We start from the raw sequence: 13,770 nt of genomic DNA, 5'->3' as shown, positions 1-13,770 counted from the left end.
GCAGTTTACCGGATCGGCCGGACGCCGGCAGCCCGCTCAGTCGCGCTTTTTCATCAGGTTCGGCGACAGGCTCAGGTCGCTGTTGCGGCGGCTGCGGCGGCGGCTGAAACGCCAGAAGAACACGCCGAGGCAGAGCGACAGCAGGCCAAGGGCCAGCAAGACGCCGCCAGCGGCGGGTTCGATATGCAGCATGCCGACAGCCGGCTGGCGGCCGATCAAGGCCGAGGTGCCGGCCAGCGACAGCAGCACGCCCAGGCTCGCCACCAGGGCCGCGAACGCCGCCGCCAGGCGCCAGCGCCAGACTCTCGGCCGGCGCGGGCGCAGCCGGCGCGCATCGAAACTATCGGACAACTTCATCCCGACTTCCTCGTGTGTCATCGGGGCTAGGACCGGAACCTTCCGGCCGGGTTCCCGGATTCCCGGGAGCCGTGGGCAAACCGTGCGCCACTCGTCTTCTCGCCGCAAGCCATGGCCCTGCAGGCAGACTAGTCCTCCGCAGGGCGGGACGGGAGGGCGGCTGGATGGGCGGTCAGAGCAGTTCCCGGGCCTGGGCGACGATCGCCGCGAAGTTGTCGCCGAGGGCGGCGATCTCGGCGCGTTGCAGGTCCGCGGCGCTCAGGACCCCGCCGTTCAGGGTGGGTATGTCGCGGGTGGCGCAGGCGCTATCGGCGAGGGTGCAGCGGTAGCCGTAGTCCTTGGCCGCGCGCACGGTGGTGCTGACGCTGGAATGGGTCATGAAGCCGCAGACGATCAGGTCGAGACGGCCGTGGTTCTGCAGCAGGTCGTGCAGCTCGGTGCCGGAGAAGGCATTGGGCAGGCGTTTCTCCACGACCTTTTCCCCGGCTTCCGGTTGCAGTTCCGGGAGGAACTGGCCGCGCGGCCCTTGCGGATCGAACAGGCCGCCCTGGATACCCAGGTGGCGTACATGCACGATGGGCGTACCGCTGGCGCGGGCCGCCTGCACCAGCACGCCGATCTCCGCGGCGGCGGCGTCGAGGCCTGGCAGGCGCAGGGCGCCGCTGCGGTACTCTTCCTGGGCATCGATGATCAGCAAGGTGCTCTGCCGAAGGGGGGCTGGCGGGTAGCCGCGTCCGCTGATCTGCAAAAGGGTGAGCGGATGAGGCATGTCACTACTCCTGAGAAGGCACATGCCTTTCATTCTGGCCCCTATCGGCGAGCCTGTGAACCTTTGCCGCATGCGCACTAAAGTGGTATGGACTTCCCGCGCTGGAGGCCAGCTCCGGCGCGATCGGCTAGAATGTCGCCCTTTTGTGCGTTGCGAGGAGCAATTCCGTCATGTCCGAGTCCCGTCTGCTCACCCTGCGCGACTACATCCGCTGGGCTGTCAGCCGTTTCCACGCCGCCGGCCTGTTCTTCGGTCACGGCACCGACAATGCCTGGGACGAGGCGCGCCACCTGGTTCTGGGCTCCCTGCACCTTCCCTGGGAAATTTCTGACAGCTACCTGGATTGTCGCCTGGAAGACGATGAACGCGCCGAGTTGGCGGAGATCCTCCGGCGGCGCATCGAGGAACGGATTCCGGCGGCCTACCTGCTGGGCGAAGCCTGGTTCTGCGGGATTCCCTTCAGCGTCGACGAACGCGTGCTGGTGCCGCGCTCGCCTATCGCCGAACTTATCGAACAGCGCTTCGCGCCCTGGCTGCCGGCCGAGCCGGCGCGAATCCTCGACCTCTGCACCGGTTCCGGCTGCATCGGCATCGCCTGCGCCTATGCGTTCGAGCAGGCGGAGGTGGTGCTCGCCGACCTGTCCTTCGATGCGCTGGAGGTGGCCAACGTCAATATCGAGCGCCACGACCTCGGCGAGCGGGTCTACACCGTCCAGGGCGACGGTTTCGCCGGGCTTCCCGGCCAGCGCTTCGACCTGATCGTGTCCAATCCGCCCTACGTGGATGCCGAGGATTTCGCCGACATGCCGGCGGAGTTCCATCATGAGCCTGAACTCGGCCTGGCCTGCGGCGACGACGGCCTGGACCTGGTGCGACGGATGCTCGCCGAGGCGGCCGACCACCTCAGCGAGAAAGGCCTGCTGATCGTCGAGGTGGGCAACAGCGAGGTCCATGTGCAGGCGCTGTATCCGGAAGTGGACTTCACCTGGCTGGAGTTCGAGCACGGCGGCCACGGGGTGTTCATGCTGTCCGCCGCGCAGTGCCGCGAGCACCGGGAACTGTTCCGTTCGCGCTTGGAAAAGTGATCGGAGGCGGCTGGTGCCGCCGGTTCAGTGAGTGGCGATCCAGATCAGCAGGCCGGCCTGGAACACCGCGAAGGCGGTCAGGCAGGCGATGGTGAAGCGCAAGCTGGTGTCGTCGCGGCGGTAGTGGTTGATGCGCTGTTCCAGTTGGCGGATCTCCGCATCCTGGGCCTGCAGGGTCTGCTCGGCCTGTTCCAGCATCGCCGCGGCGTCCAGCAGCGGCACGATCTGCACCTTGTCCTTGTGCCAATCGCTGTGCAGCTCACTGACCCGGCCGGCGCTGTAGCGGGCCTTGAGCAACCGCTGGTCCTCATAGCTGACGTCGAAGCCCTGGGCGCGGATGAAATGGTCGCGGCGCAGGCGTGCGTCTTCGGTCAGGCCATCCTTCAGCGCCAGTGCGCCGCCTTCCACCTTGTAGTGGGCCCAGCGTCGTTGCGCCCAGGCGATCGCCTGGGCCAGCAGGAAGCGGCCCAGCCCGCGGTTCAAGGGTTCCAGGCTGAGCCCGGCGTCCGAACCGAAACGTACTTCCTTGTTGCGATGATCGGCCCAGACCTCCAGCAGGTTCTGCTCCTTGCGCAGCATCAGGCCTGGCACCTGGATGCTCAGGCGCAGCAGGCTCTGGTCCGCGCTGTGCCGTTCGACCCTGCCGAGCTGGACGAAGCGCAGGGGGCGAGCGCCGGTCGCGCGGTCGGTGGGCAGCGGCGCCAGGCGGAGCAGGCGGAAATGCTCCGGGGCCAGTTCGGCCCAGGGGTGCGGCGGTTTCTTCTCGGCTTCTTCTGCGGCCGGTTGGGTATCGCTATCGATCATCGGACATCCTCTGGCCGGCCGCCTTCACGGGCCGGCTTTCAGAACTTGTCGGCGCGGGAAGCGATTTCTGTAGCGGCTCAGCGGCCTTTTTCCGCGTCTGCGCCGCGCAGGATGAAGCGGCTGACCGCCTCGACCAGTTGCCGGGCCAGCGGCAGGTTCGGGTCGTTGTAGGCGGAAAGCTGCTGCAGACCGGTGCTCGGGGCGATCCGCAGGATGTGGTTCATGCCGTCGATGAGCACCAGTTGCGAGTCGGGCTTGGCCCGCTGGAGCGCCTTGGCGTCGGCGACGCCGACCTGGATGTCATTGCGGCCCTGGACGATCAGGGTCGGGATGCGCAGGCGGCCGAACGCGCGGGCCGGGTCTTCGCGGAACAGCGAGATCAGGTACGGCTGCACGCTGGGGCGGAGCAGGCTGGAGAGCGCCGGCGGGATATCGCTGCGGGTCTCGCCGGCCTTCAGCGAAGCCAGCACCGAGTCGGCCTGGCGCAGTTGCGCCGGCGGCAGGCGACCGCGCAGTTGCTCGCGCAACACCCGGTCGATGGGTTGGCCGCTGCCGGCGATGGCGATCAATTCCTCGGCCGGCGTGCGAGGCGCCGCCAGGCTGGCGATCAGCGCGCCTTCGCTATGTCCGACCAGGATCAGCCGGGAGAAGCGCGGGTCGCGGGCCAGCCGCTCGCTCCAGGCGACCACGTCGTCGACATAGACGCCGACGCTGAGGTCTTCCTCGCGCGGCGCCGCCGCCAGGCTGCGGGCGACTCCCCGCTTGTCGTAGCGCACGCTGGCGATTCCGCGTTCGGCCAGGGCCTCGGCGAGACGCAACAGGTAGCGGTTGTTGCCGCCGAAGGGGTTGTTGCCGTCGCGATCGGTGGGACCGGAGCCGGCGACCAGCAGGACCACCGGCGGCGGCACGGCGCTGCGCGGCAGCAGCAAGGAGCCGCGCAGCACGCCGTGCCCGGTGTCCAGGTCGTAGGGGCGGTGCAGGATGCTGTTGGGAGCGGCGTGGGCCAGGCTGGCGAGCAGGCAGAACAGGGCGAGGAGGGCGCGCGGCATGGAGGTCTTCATGGGCCGATGATAGCGCTTTGATCGCGTCCTCCGGGGAAGGTTCGCAGGCCCGTCCTTGACGGGTATACTCCGATGTCTTTCCCTCTCGTCCTCACGCGGAGCCTCGCATGTCCGGCAACACCTACGGCAAGCTCTTCACCGTCACCACCGCAGGCGAAAGCCACGGCCCGGCGCTGGTCGCCATCGTCGATGGGTGCCCCCGGGGCTGGAACTGTCCGCCCGGGACCTGCAACGCGACCTCGACCGGCGCAAGCCCGGCACCAGCCGGCACACCACCCAGCGCCAGGAAGCCGACGAGGTGGAGATTCTTTCCGGGGTGTTCGAGGGCAAGACCACCGGCACGCCGATCGGCCTGCTGATCCGCAACACCGACCAGAAGTCCAAGGACTACTCGGCGATCAAGGACCTGTTCCGCCCGGCCCATGCCGACTACACCTACCACCACAAGTACGGCGTGCGCGACTACCGCGGCGGCGGCCGTTCCTCGGCGCGCGAGACCGCCATGCGTGTGGCCGCCGGGGCTATCGCCAAGAAATACCTGGCGGGCCTGGGCATCCAGGTGCGCGGCTACATGAGCCAGCTCGGGCCGATCGAGATTCCGTTCAGGAGCTGGGACAGCGTCGAGCAGAATGCCTTCTTCAGCCCCGACCCGGACAAGGTGCCGGAGCTGGAGGCCTACATGGACCAATTGCGCCGCGACCAGGATTCGGTCGGGGCGAAGATCACCGTGGTTGCCGAAGGCGTGCCGCCGGGCCTGGGCGAGCCGATCTTCGACCGCCTGGACGCCGAACTGGCGCATGCGCTGATGAGCATCAACGCGGTGAAGGGCGTGGAGATCGGCGCCGGCTTCGCCAGCATCGCCCAGCGCGGCACCGAGCACCGCGACGAACTGACCCCGCAAGGCTTCCTGTCGAACAATGCCGGCGGCATCCTCGGCGGGATCTCCTCCGGCCAGCCGATCGTCGCCCACCTGGCGCTGAAGCCGACCTCCAGCATCACCACTCCCGGGCGCTCGATCGATACCGCCGGCGAGCCGGTGGACATGATCACCAAGGGCCGTCACGACCCGTGCGTCGGCATCCGCGCCACGCCGATCGCCGAGGCGATGATGGCCATCGTCCTGCTCGACCAGTTGCTGCGCCAGCGTGGGCAGAACGCCGACGTGCGCGTCGACACGCCGGTCCTGCCGCAGCTGTGAGGGCTGTGGCAGGCAGCGATGCGGGACGGGTGAACGGCGGATCGTGACCAGCGCGGTTCCCTACTGGCGCCTGTCCAGCTTCTATTTCTTCTATTTCAGCCTGCTCGGCGCCACGGCGCCGTTCCTCGCCCTGTATTTCCATCACCTGGGCTTCCCCAGCCCGCGCATCGGCGAGCTGGTGGCGATTCCCATGCTGATGCGTTGCGTCGCGCCCAACCTGTGGGGCTGGCTGGGCGACCGCAGCGGCCAGCGCCTGGCCATCGTGCGCTTCGGCGCGGTATGCACGGCGCTGGGCTTCTCGCTGATCTTCGTCAGCCACAGCTACGCCTGGCTGGCCTTGGTGATGGCGTTGCACGCGTTCTTCTGGCACGCCGTGCTGCCGCAGTTCGAGGTCATCACCCTGGCCCACCTGCGCGAGCGCAGCGCCAGCTACAGCCGGATTCGCCTGTGGGGCTCGATCGGTTTCATCTGCACCGTGGTCGGTCTCGGCGCGCTGTTCGAGCGCCTGAGCCTGGATGTCTACCCGGCGACGCTGCTGGGTATCATGCTCGGCATCGTGCTGTGCAGCTGGTGGGTGCCCAATGCCCAGCCGGCCCATCGCGAACCGCGCGAAGGCGAGGGCGGCTTCCTCGCCCAGTTGCGCCAGCCGGGCGTGCTGGCGTTCTACCTGTGCGTGTGCCTGATGCAGCTGTCCCATGGGCCGTACTACACCTTCCTGACCCTGCACCTGGAATCGCTGGGCTACAGCCGGGCGCTGATCGGTCTGCTCTGGGCGCTGGGGGTGGTCGCCGAGGTCATGTTGTTCCTCGCCATGCCACGCCTGCTGCAACGCTTCAGCCTGCGCCAGGTGCTGGCCGCGAGCTTCCTGCTGGCGTCGTTGCGCTGGCTGCTTCTCGGCAACCTGGCCGACAGCCTGGCGCTGCTGGTCTTTGCCCAGACGCTGCATGCCGCCACCTTCGGCAGTTTTCATGCGGCTGCCATCCATTTCGTGCAGCGTAGCTTCGGCCCGCGCCAGCAGGGCCAGGGCCAGGCCCTGTATGCTGCGCTGGCCGGTACCGGCGGAGCCCTGGGCGCGCTGTATTCCGGCTATAGCTGGAACAGCCTGGGCCCTGCCTGGACCTTCGCCATCGCCAGCCTGGCAGCCTTGCTGGCAGCCGCTATCATCAGTACCCGTTTGCAAGAGGTGCGGGCATGAACGACAACCGTGAACAGCTGACCCAGCAGATCATCGACGCCGGCCGGTTCCTCTACGGCCGCGGCTGGTCGCCGGCAACCAGCAGCAACTACTCCGCGCGCCTGGACGAACAGCGCGCGCTGCTCACCGTCTCGGGCAAGCACAAGGGCCAGTTGGGCTTCGACGACGTGCTGGCCACCGACCTGGCCGGCAACAGCCTGGAACCGGGCAAGAAACCCTCGGCGGAGACCCTCCTGCACACCCAGCTGTATGCCTGGAACCCGGCGATCGGCGCGGTGCTGCATACCCACTCGGTGAATGCCACCGTGCTTTCCCGCCTGGTCCGCGGCGACCGCCTGGTGCTGCAGGACTACGAACTGCAGAAGGCCTTCGCCGGGGTCACCACCCACGAAGGCCAGGTCGAGGTGCCGATCTTCGACAACGACCAGGACATCGCCCGCCTGGCCAGCCGCGTGCAGCCCTGGCTGGAGGCGCATCCGCACTGCCCGGGGTATTTGATCCGCGGCCACGGGCTGTACACTTGGGGCGCGCGCATGAGCGATGCCCTGCGTCAGGTGGAAGCTTTCGAGTTTCTGTTCGAGTGTGAACTGAAAGTACTGAGTCTGAGCCGATGAGCAGCCTTACCGTCTATCACGAGAACCAGCCGGAGCAGCCGCTGAAGCTGCTGACCGATGCCGAGGACATCGCTTCGACCCTGGCCGAGGTCGGCGTCCGTTTCGAACGCTGGGAAGCCGCCGCGCCGATCGCCGCCGGCGCCAGCCAGGACGAGGTGATCGCCGCCTACGCCCACGAGATCGAGCGGCTCAAGCGCGAGCGCGGCTACATCACCGTGGACGTGGTCAGCCTGAACAGCGACCACCCGCAGAAGGCCGAATTGCGCGCCAAGTTCCTCGACGAGCACCGCCATGGCGAAGACGAGGTGCGCTTCTTCGTCGCCGGGCGCGGCCTGTTCGTCCTGCATATCGAGGAGCATGTCTACGCCGTGCTCTGCGAGCGCAACGACCTGATCTCTGTGCCGGCCGGCACCCGCCACTGGTTCGACATGGGCGAGCACCCGCATTTCGTCGCCGTGCGCCTGTTCAACAACCCGGAGGGCTGGGTCGCCCAGTTCACCGGCGACGACATCGCCAGCCGCTTCCCCCTGCTGGAAGACTGAGCGAGGCACCGTCCCATCCGTCACCATCCGCGCCCCCGGTCCTGCCGGGGGCGGTTTCATCCGGAGTCCGCATGACCATCAAAGCCATCCTCACCGACATCGAAGGCACCACCAGCGCGGTCAGCTTCGTTTTCGACGTGCTGTTTCCCTATGCCGCCCGGCACCTGCCGGACTTCGTCCGCGAACACGCCGGAGAGACCGAGGTAGCCGCACAGTTGGCGGCGGTGCGTGCCGAGAGCGGTGAGGCGGACGCCGATGTCGAGCGGGTGATCGCGATCCTCCTGCAATGGATCGCCGAGGACCGCAAGGCGACGCCGCTGAAGGCCCTGCAAGGCATGGTCTGGGCCCAGGGCTACCGCGACGGTCAGTTGAAGGGCCACGTCTACCCGGACGCGGTGCAGGCGCTGCGCGAGTGGAAGGCCCGTGGGCTGGACCTGTACGTCTATTCCTCCGGCTCGATCCAGGCGCAGAAGCTGATCTTCGGCTGTTCCGAGGCCGGCGACCTGGGCTCGCTGTTTTCCGGCTACTTCGACACTACCAGCGGGCCGAAGCGGGAAAGCGCCTCCTATGCGCGGATCGCCGGGGCCATCGGCCTGCCGGCCGCGGAAATCCTTTTCCTTTCCGACGTGGTGCAGGAACTGGATGCCGCGCGCGACGCGGGCATGCGCACGCTCGGCCTGGCCCGCGAAGGCGGCAGCCTGGACGGCCATCCGACGGTGGCCAGCTTCGCCGACATCCTCGTGGAGTGAACGCGCCGGCTATCCTGAGGGAACACTCTTGCTCGGGAGCATCGCGCCATGGGTTCCACCCTCAGCGGGCTGATCAGCCTGGTCATCCTGGCCCTGGATATCTGGGCCATCGTCAACATCCTGAAAAGCGCTGCGGAAACCGGGATGAAGATCATCTGGGTCCTGGTGATCATCGTCCTGCCGGTGCTCGGCCTGATCATCTGGGCCATCGCCGGCCCGCGCGGCAACGTCAGGCTGTAGCCTCCCGCCGCGGCGTTAGCCGCCTGCGGCGTAGTGGTTCCACAGGTGGATCGCGGCGTAGGCGCGCCAAGGCCGCCAGGCCTCGGCGCGGGCCTTCAGGCTGCGCGCATCGATGCCTTGCGGCCCCCAGACCGTGGATTTCAGCAGGCCGAGGTCGGCGGCGGGGAAGGCGTCGGCTTCGCCCATGGCACGCAGGGCTATGTATTCGGCGGTCCAGGGGCCGATGCCGGGCAACGCGCAGAGGCGCTCCACCAGGGCCTCGGGGCCGTCCGCCAGGTCCAGGCTCAGCTCTCCCGAGGCGATCGCCGCGGCGAAGCGTTGCAGCGTCTGTACCCGCTTGCCGGGCATGCCGATGCCGTCGAGGTTGGCTTGCGCCAGCGCGGCGGGCGTCGGGAACAGGTGGCTGATGCCGTCGTAGCCGAGATCTTCCAGCGGCTCGCCGAGGCGCTGGATCAGGCGCCCGGTGATGGTCACCGCGGCCTTCACCGTGACCTGCTGGCCGACGATGGCGCGCACCGCCTGTTCGAAGGGGTCGAAGGCCACCGGCAGGCGCAGTCCCGGATTGGCGGCCACCAGCGGGCCGAGCAGGGGATCCCCGGCGAAATGCCGGGCGATGGCGGCCGGGTCGCTGTCCAGGTCGAACATCCGGCGGACCCGTGCCTCGAGTTCGGCGGCCAGGGCATGGGCGGACGGGCTGAGGCTCAGCGCCAGGACCTGGCGTTCCGCCAGCGGTCGCACCTCGAACCAGGCCGGGCGACCGTTGGCCCGGAAGCTGCGGGCATAGTGGTCGTCACCCAGGCTTTCGACACCGGAGAGCAGGCGCAGGGCGAAATGCTGGTGGAACTGGCGCCATTCCCAGGGTGACTGGTAGGGCAGGTGCAGGACGAGGGGAGAGGTAGGCTGGCTCATGGGCAGACGATACCTGTCCGGCGCAGCCGGCGCCATCCGCCGGCGGGGTTCGACCTGTCATTGCCGCCAGCGTAGAATGCGCGCCTTTCTTCGCGGCGCGGGCAAGTCCCGCTGCCAGATTGCAGCCTTACCAGGGAGATCCCGGCCCATGAGCGATTATCAGGAAACTCTGTACCAGGGCTACGGCCAGCGCTTCAGCATCGACAACATGCTGCATGAGGTGCGCACCGAGCACCAGCACCTGGTGATTTTCGAAAACGCCCGGATGGGCCGGGTGATGGCGCTCGATGGAGTGATCCAGACCACCGAGGCCGACGAGTTCATCTACCACGAGATGCTCACCCACGTGCCGATCCTCGCCCACGGCGCGGCCCGGCGCGTGCTGATCATCGGCGGCGGCGACGGTGGCATGCTGCGCGAGGTGGCCAAGCACAAGAGCGTCGAGCGGATCACCATGGTCGAGATCGACGGCACCGTGGTCGACATGTGCAAGGCGTTCCTGCCCAACCACTCCCAGGGCGCCTTCGACGACCCGCGGCTGAACCTGGTGATCGACGACGGCATGCGCTTCGTGGCTACCACGGAAGAACGCTTCGACGTGATCATCTCCGACTCCACCGACCCGATCGGCCCTGGCGAGGTGCTGTTCTCCGAGAACTTCTACCAGGCCTGCCGGCGCTGCCTGAACGAGGGTGGCATCCTGGTCACCCAGAACGGCACGCCGTTCATGCAACTGGAGGAAGTGCGCACCACCGCCGCACGTACCGACGGGCTGTTCGCCGACTGGCATTTCTACCAGGCGGCGGTGCCGACCTATATCGGCGGCGCCATGACCTTCGCCTGGGGTTCGACCCGCGAAGGCCTGCGTCGCCTTCTGCTGGAAACGCTGCGCCAGCGCTTCCGCGACAGCGGCATCGCCACCCGCTACTACAACGCCGATATCCACCTGGGCGCGTTTGCTCTGCCGCAGTACGTGCTGCAGGCCATCGGCAAGCAGGACAACGACTGACGCTTCACCAAGAAGGGCCGCAAGGCCCTTTTTCATGCGTCGCTCCGACATCCCCTGTTACTGCCAGCTAACATTTTTTTCACAATCGATCCGGGAAAATCTGCGCGCTTTTTTCCGTTGCCATGGCTATAAATGGCAGTTTTGTCCTTGAGTGCATCGAATGCTGACCAAACGATTGCGCCAGAGCGGCGTAGTAGTCTCCTGCCTGCTCGGTAGCGTCCTCTTCATCGCCCTGGCCTTCCTCGGCTGGCAGCGTTTCGCCCCGGCAGCCACCGTATCCGGCTGGACCTACCGGGTAGTGCTCGAGGACATTCCCCACGTCAGCGCCCTGGCCCGCGACCCGGACGGCCTGCTCTACGTGAGCCAGGAGTTGCAGGACGGCAAGGGCCTGGTGTTCCGCATCGCCGCCGATGGCAGCCGCGATACGGTGCTCGACGGGCTGTCCAAGCCCGACGGCATGGCCAGCTTCCGCGACGGCATCGCGATCAGCCAGGAGCAGGGCGCCTCGCCGGTGTTCTGGTGGCATGCCCAGCAGGCCCGGCCGCTGTTCGACGGCATCCAGGTGGAGGGCGTCGCCAGCGACGGCCGCTACCTGTACGCCGCCGAGGATCGCGACCTGGACGGGCGGATTCTCCGCTACGACCCGGAGACCGGCGGACTGACGGTACTGCGCGAGGGATTGCAGCGCTCCGAAGGGGTGGCCGCCTGCCCGGACGGAAGCGTCTTCTACACGGAAAAGAAACGTGGCCACGTCATGCGTCTGCATGAGGGGGCCGAGGACGAGGTGGTGCTGAACGGACTGAATGCACCGAGCTTTTTGCTGTGCGACAGCGAAGGCCTGTGGATCACCGAGGACTCGACGCATAACGCGCGAGCCTTGCTGCTGCCGCCCGACGGGCCGCTGCAGGTGATCGTACGGCGCCTGCGTTCCGCACAGCCCCTACTGCCCATCGGGCCCGGCCGCTACCTGCTGGCCGAGCAGGGGCGGGACCGCATTCTCGAAATCGAACGACAGAAGAGCGAATTGTAAACATGGACCAAACGGAAGTCCGAACCACCCAATCGCCCCCACGGCTGTTCCAGCCCACCATCCGCAGCCACCTGGCGTTCACCGCGCTCAGCGCGCTGGTGCTGCTGGTCATGTTCAGCCTGCTGCGCCTGGCCTTGCTGATCTACAACCGCGAACTGATCGGCGCGACCCCGGCGAGCACCTTCCTCGAGGCGTTCGGCAACGGCGTGCGTTTCGACCTGCGGGTCGTCGTCTATGCCGTGGCGCCGCTGGTGCTGTCGTTGTTCGCGGTACGCGCGATGGCCGCTCGCGGCCTGTTCCGTACATGGTTGACGCTGTTCGCCAGCATCACCCTGTTCCTCGGCGTACTCGAACTGGACTTCTACCGCGAGTTCCACCAGCGCCTGAACAGCCTGGTCTTCCAGTACATGTCGGAAGACCCGAAGACCGTCATGAGCATGCTCTGGTACGGCTTCCCGGTGGTCCGCTACCTGCTGGCCTGGGCCTTCGCCACCTGGGTGCTGTACCGGGTGTTCAAGGCCATCGACCTGGCGACCCGCCCGAGCCAGCGCAAGCCGCGCGAAGACAGCGTGATCGCCCGGCCGAGCGCTGCCGCGCCCTGGTACGTGCGCGGCGTGGTGCTGTTCCTCTGCGTGCTGGTCTGCGTCCTCGCCGCCCGCGGCACCCTGCGCCAGGGCCCGCCGCTGCGCTGGGGCGATGCCTTCACCACCGAGTCCATGTTCGCCAACCAGTTGGGCCTGAACGGCACCCTGACCCTGGTCAAGGCGGCCAAGGAGCGCTTCTCCGAAGACCGCGCGAACATCTGGAAGGCCACCCTGGACGACAAGGTCGCCCTGGAGACCACCCGGCAGATGTTGCTGACCCCCAACGACAAGCTGGTGGACGCCGATGAGGCCGCGGTGCGCCGCGAGTTCACCCCGCCGGCGGCGAATACCCTGCCGATCCGCAACGTGGTGGTGGTCCTGCTGGAAAGCTTCGCCGGCCACTATGTCGGCGCCCTGGGCGCGCCGGGCAACATCACGCCGTATTTCGACAAGCTGTCGAAGGAAGGCCTGCTGTTCACCCAGTTCTTCTCCAACGGCACCCATACCCACCAGGGCATGTTCGCCACCATGGCCTGCTTCCCCAACCTGCCGGGCTTCGAATACCTGATGCAAACCCCGGAGGGCGGCCACAAGTTCTCCGGCCTGCCGCAGTTGCTCAGCGCCCGCCAGTACGAGGACGTCTACGTCTACAACGGCGATTTCGCCTGGGACAACCAGTCCGGCTTCTTCAGCAACCAGGGCATGACCACCTTCATCGGCCGCAACGACTATGTCGACCCGGTGTTCTCCGATCCGACCTGGGGCGTCTCCGACCAGGACATGTTCGCCCGTGGCAACGAGGAACTGGACAAGCTGGCGAGCACCGGCAAGCCGTTCTATGCGCTGTTGCAGAGCCTCTCCAACCACGTGCCCTATGCGTTGCCGAAGGACCTGCCGGTGGAGCGCGTGACCGGCTACGGTTCGCTCGACGAGCACCTGACCGCCATGCGCTATTCCGACTGGGCGCTGGGCCAGTTCTTCGAGAAGGCGAAGAAGTCGCCGTACTACAAGGACACCCTTTTCGTGGTGGTCGGCGACCATGGCTTCGGCAGCCCCGAGCAGCTCACCGAGATGGACCTGCACCGCTTCAACGTGCCGCTGCTGCTGATCGCCCCCGGCATCCAGGAGAAGTTCGGTACCCACCTGCCGACCGTCGGTACCCAGGTCGACATCGTGCCGACCATCATGGGCCTGCTCGGCGGCGAGACCGTCCACCAGTGCTGGGGCCGCGACCTGCTGAACCTGCCGGAAGGCGACAAGGGCTTCGGCGTGATCAAGCCGTCGGGCAGCGAGCAGAACGTCGCCATCGTCTCCGGCAACCGCATCCTGGTGCGGCCGAAGGACGGTGACGTGCGCGTCTACGATTACCAACTGGGCGGCGATGCCAAGGCGGTGATCACCAAGGAAGTGCCGGACCAGGCCGAGCTGCAGAAGAAGCTGGAGTCGTTCATCCAGACCGCGACCAAGAGCCTGCTGGAGAATACCGCGGGCGTGGTACACGGGATCCCGGACAAGGACTGACCCGTAGCAAGCATGTGAAAGGGGCCTTCGGGCCCCTTTTTTTCGGCGCCAGGTCGCAGCGTCTTTCGTCGCCGGTGCCGCGGCGGCTGCCCTGCCCGATAGC

At 67.3% G+C, this 13,770-nt stretch carries 14 protein-coding genes and 1 pseudogene; 10 read left to right on the top strand and 5 right to left on the bottom strand.

All coding sequences use genetic code 11. The annotated features are described in order from the left end of the window. Positions 1-36: 36 nt before the first annotated feature. Both LE197_RS13605 and LE197_RS13600 read right to left on the bottom strand, forming a co-directional pair. On the bottom strand, positions 37-357 hold the full coding sequence (locus LE197_RS13605) for a hypothetical protein (RefSeq protein ID WP_003087644.1): 321 nt from the start codon (positions 355-357) through the stop codon (positions 37-39). Positions 358-529: 172 nt separating this feature from the next. After that, positions 530-1,126: a cysteine hydrolase family protein gene (locus LE197_RS13600; protein ID WP_003103179.1), complete on the bottom strand. Its 597-nt coding sequence runs from the start codon at positions 1,124-1,126 to the stop codon at positions 530-532. Positions 1,127-1,296: 170 nt separating this feature from the next. Between LE197_RS13600 and prmB the strand changes: the two genes are divergently transcribed. After that, on the top strand, positions 1,297-2,211 hold the full coding sequence (prmB, locus tag LE197_RS13595; protein WP_003087648.1) for a 50S ribosomal protein L3 N(5)-glutamine methyltransferase: 915 nt from the start codon (positions 1,297-1,299) through the stop codon (positions 2,209-2,211). A 24-nt stretch (positions 2,212-2,235) separates the two neighbouring features. Here prmB and LE197_RS13590 read toward each other — a convergent pair whose 3' ends face one another. Both LE197_RS13590 and LE197_RS13585 read right to left on the bottom strand, forming a co-directional pair. Next, complete coding sequence (locus tag LE197_RS13590) at positions 2,236-3,015, bottom strand: hypothetical protein (RefSeq protein WP_003087649.1); 780 nt, start codon at positions 3,013-3,015, stop codon at positions 2,236-2,238. A 77-nt stretch (positions 3,016-3,092) separates the two neighbouring features. After that, entirely contained in the window at positions 3,093-4,076 is a 984-nt protein-coding gene (locus LE197_RS13585; RefSeq protein ID WP_009876218.1) for an alpha/beta hydrolase, read from the bottom strand. A gap of 107 nt (positions 4,077-4,183) precedes the next feature. Here LE197_RS13585 and aroC point away from each other — a divergent pair. The 6 genes and pseudogenes from aroC (at position 4,184) to LE197_RS13555 (ending at position 8,614) form a co-directional block, all read left to right on the top strand. Further along, a pseudogene (gene aroC, locus LE197_RS13580) lies at positions 4,184-5,274 on the top strand (chorismate synthase). 43 nt (positions 5,275-5,317) lie between these two features. Beyond that, positions 5,318-6,469: an MFS transporter gene (locus tag LE197_RS13575; RefSeq protein ID WP_003087654.1), complete on the top strand. Its 1,152-nt coding sequence runs from the start codon at positions 5,318-5,320 to the stop codon at positions 6,467-6,469. Further along, the gene (locus tag LE197_RS13570; RefSeq protein WP_003103182.1) at positions 6,466-7,083 is read left to right on the top strand and encodes a methylthioribulose 1-phosphate dehydratase; all 618 of its coding nucleotides are present in this window, start codon (positions 6,466-6,468) and stop codon (positions 7,081-7,083) included. Before LE197_RS13575 ends, LE197_RS13570 begins: the two co-directional genes overlap by 4 nt. Then, positions 7,080-7,625 carry a 1,2-dihydroxy-3-keto-5-methylthiopentene dioxygenase gene (locus tag LE197_RS13565; protein WP_023108986.1) on the top strand — a complete coding sequence of 182 codons (546 nt, stop codon included), beginning with the start codon at positions 7,080-7,082 and terminating at the stop codon, positions 7,623-7,625. Before LE197_RS13570 ends, LE197_RS13565 begins: the two co-directional genes overlap by 4 nt. Positions 7,626-7,696: 71 nt before the next feature. After that, the gene (gene mtnC, locus LE197_RS13560; protein WP_003103183.1) at positions 7,697-8,374 is read left to right on the top strand and encodes an acireductone synthase; all 678 of its coding nucleotides are present in this window, start codon (positions 7,697-7,699) and stop codon (positions 8,372-8,374) included. Between the two features lie 48 nt (positions 8,375-8,422). After that, positions 8,423-8,614, top strand: coding sequence for a PLDc N-terminal domain-containing protein (locus tag LE197_RS13555; protein WP_003103184.1), 192 nt, complete (start codon positions 8,423-8,425; stop codon positions 8,612-8,614). A 15-nt stretch (positions 8,615-8,629) separates the two neighbouring features. Here LE197_RS13555 and LE197_RS13550 read toward each other — a convergent pair whose 3' ends face one another. After that, positions 8,630-9,523, bottom strand: a complete 894-nt coding sequence (locus tag LE197_RS13550; protein ID WP_023108985.1) for a DNA-3-methyladenine glycosylase family protein — start codon at positions 9,521-9,523, stop codon at positions 8,630-8,632. A 148-nt stretch (positions 9,524-9,671) separates the two neighbouring features. Here LE197_RS13550 and speE point away from each other — a divergent pair, with 148 nt between their 5' ends. The 3 genes from speE (at position 9,672) to LE197_RS13535 (ending at position 13,667) form a co-directional block, all read left to right on the top strand. Beyond that, complete coding sequence (speE, locus tag LE197_RS13545) at positions 9,672-10,532, top strand: polyamine aminopropyltransferase (protein ID WP_023108984.1); 861 nt, start codon at positions 9,672-9,674, stop codon at positions 10,530-10,532. Between the two features lie 160 nt (positions 10,533-10,692). Beyond that, positions 10,693-11,562 (top strand): YncE family protein, encoded by an 870-nt coding sequence (locus tag LE197_RS13540; RefSeq protein WP_023108983.1) that lies wholly within the window; start codon positions 10,693-10,695, stop codon positions 11,560-11,562. A gap of 2 nt (positions 11,563-11,564) precedes the next feature. Further along, positions 11,565-13,667 carry an LTA synthase family protein gene (locus LE197_RS13535; protein ID WP_003103200.1) on the top strand — a complete coding sequence of 701 codons (2,103 nt, stop codon included), beginning with the start codon at positions 11,565-11,567 and terminating at the stop codon, positions 13,665-13,667. Positions 13,668-13,770 lie beyond the last annotated feature (103 nt).

This window comes from Pseudomonas sp. PS1(2021) (assembly GCF_020405165.1).
Lineage (GTDB): Bacteria > Pseudomonadota > Gammaproteobacteria > Pseudomonadales > Pseudomonadaceae > Pseudomonas > Pseudomonas aeruginosa.
The sequence above is the reverse complement of the archived record's forward strand: the minus strand, read 5'-3'. Positions and strand labels throughout refer to the sequence as shown.

Coding starts and splice junctions, on each gene's coding strand:
- LE197_RS13605 (WP_003087644.1), bottom strand. CDS start 357: ATGAAGTTGTCCGATAGTTTCGATGCGCGCCGGCTGCGCCCGCGCCGG.
- LE197_RS13600 (WP_003103179.1), bottom strand. CDS start 1,126: ATGCCTCATCCGCTCACCCTTTTGCAGATCAGCGGACGCGGCTACCCG.
- prmB (WP_003087648.1), top strand. CDS start 1,297: ATGTCCGAGTCCCGTCTGCTCACCCTGCGCGACTACATCCGCTGGGCT.
- LE197_RS13590 (WP_003087649.1), bottom strand. CDS start 3,015: ATGATCGATAGCGATACCCAACCGGCCGCAGAAGAAGCCGAGAAGAAA.
- LE197_RS13585 (WP_009876218.1), bottom strand. CDS start 4,076: ATGAAGACCTCCATGCCGCGCGCCCTCCTCGCCCTGTTCTGCCTGCTC.
- LE197_RS13570 (WP_003103182.1), top strand. CDS start 6,466: ATGAACGACAACCGTGAACAGCTGACCCAGCAGATCATCGACGCCGGC.
- LE197_RS13565 (WP_023108986.1), top strand. CDS start 7,080: ATGAGCAGCCTTACCGTCTATCACGAGAACCAGCCGGAGCAGCCGCTG.
- mtnC (WP_003103183.1), top strand. CDS start 7,697: ATGACCATCAAAGCCATCCTCACCGACATCGAAGGCACCACCAGCGCG.
- LE197_RS13555 (WP_003103184.1), top strand. CDS start 8,423: ATGGGTTCCACCCTCAGCGGGCTGATCAGCCTGGTCATCCTGGCCCTG.
- LE197_RS13550 (WP_023108985.1), bottom strand. CDS start 9,523: ATGAGCCAGCCTACCTCTCCCCTCGTCCTGCACCTGCCCTACCAGTCA.
- speE (WP_023108984.1), top strand. CDS start 9,672: ATGAGCGATTATCAGGAAACTCTGTACCAGGGCTACGGCCAGCGCTTC.
- LE197_RS13540 (WP_023108983.1), top strand. CDS start 10,693: ATGCTGACCAAACGATTGCGCCAGAGCGGCGTAGTAGTCTCCTGCCTG.
- LE197_RS13535 (WP_003103200.1), top strand. CDS start 11,565: ATGGACCAAACGGAAGTCCGAACCACCCAATCGCCCCCACGGCTGTTC.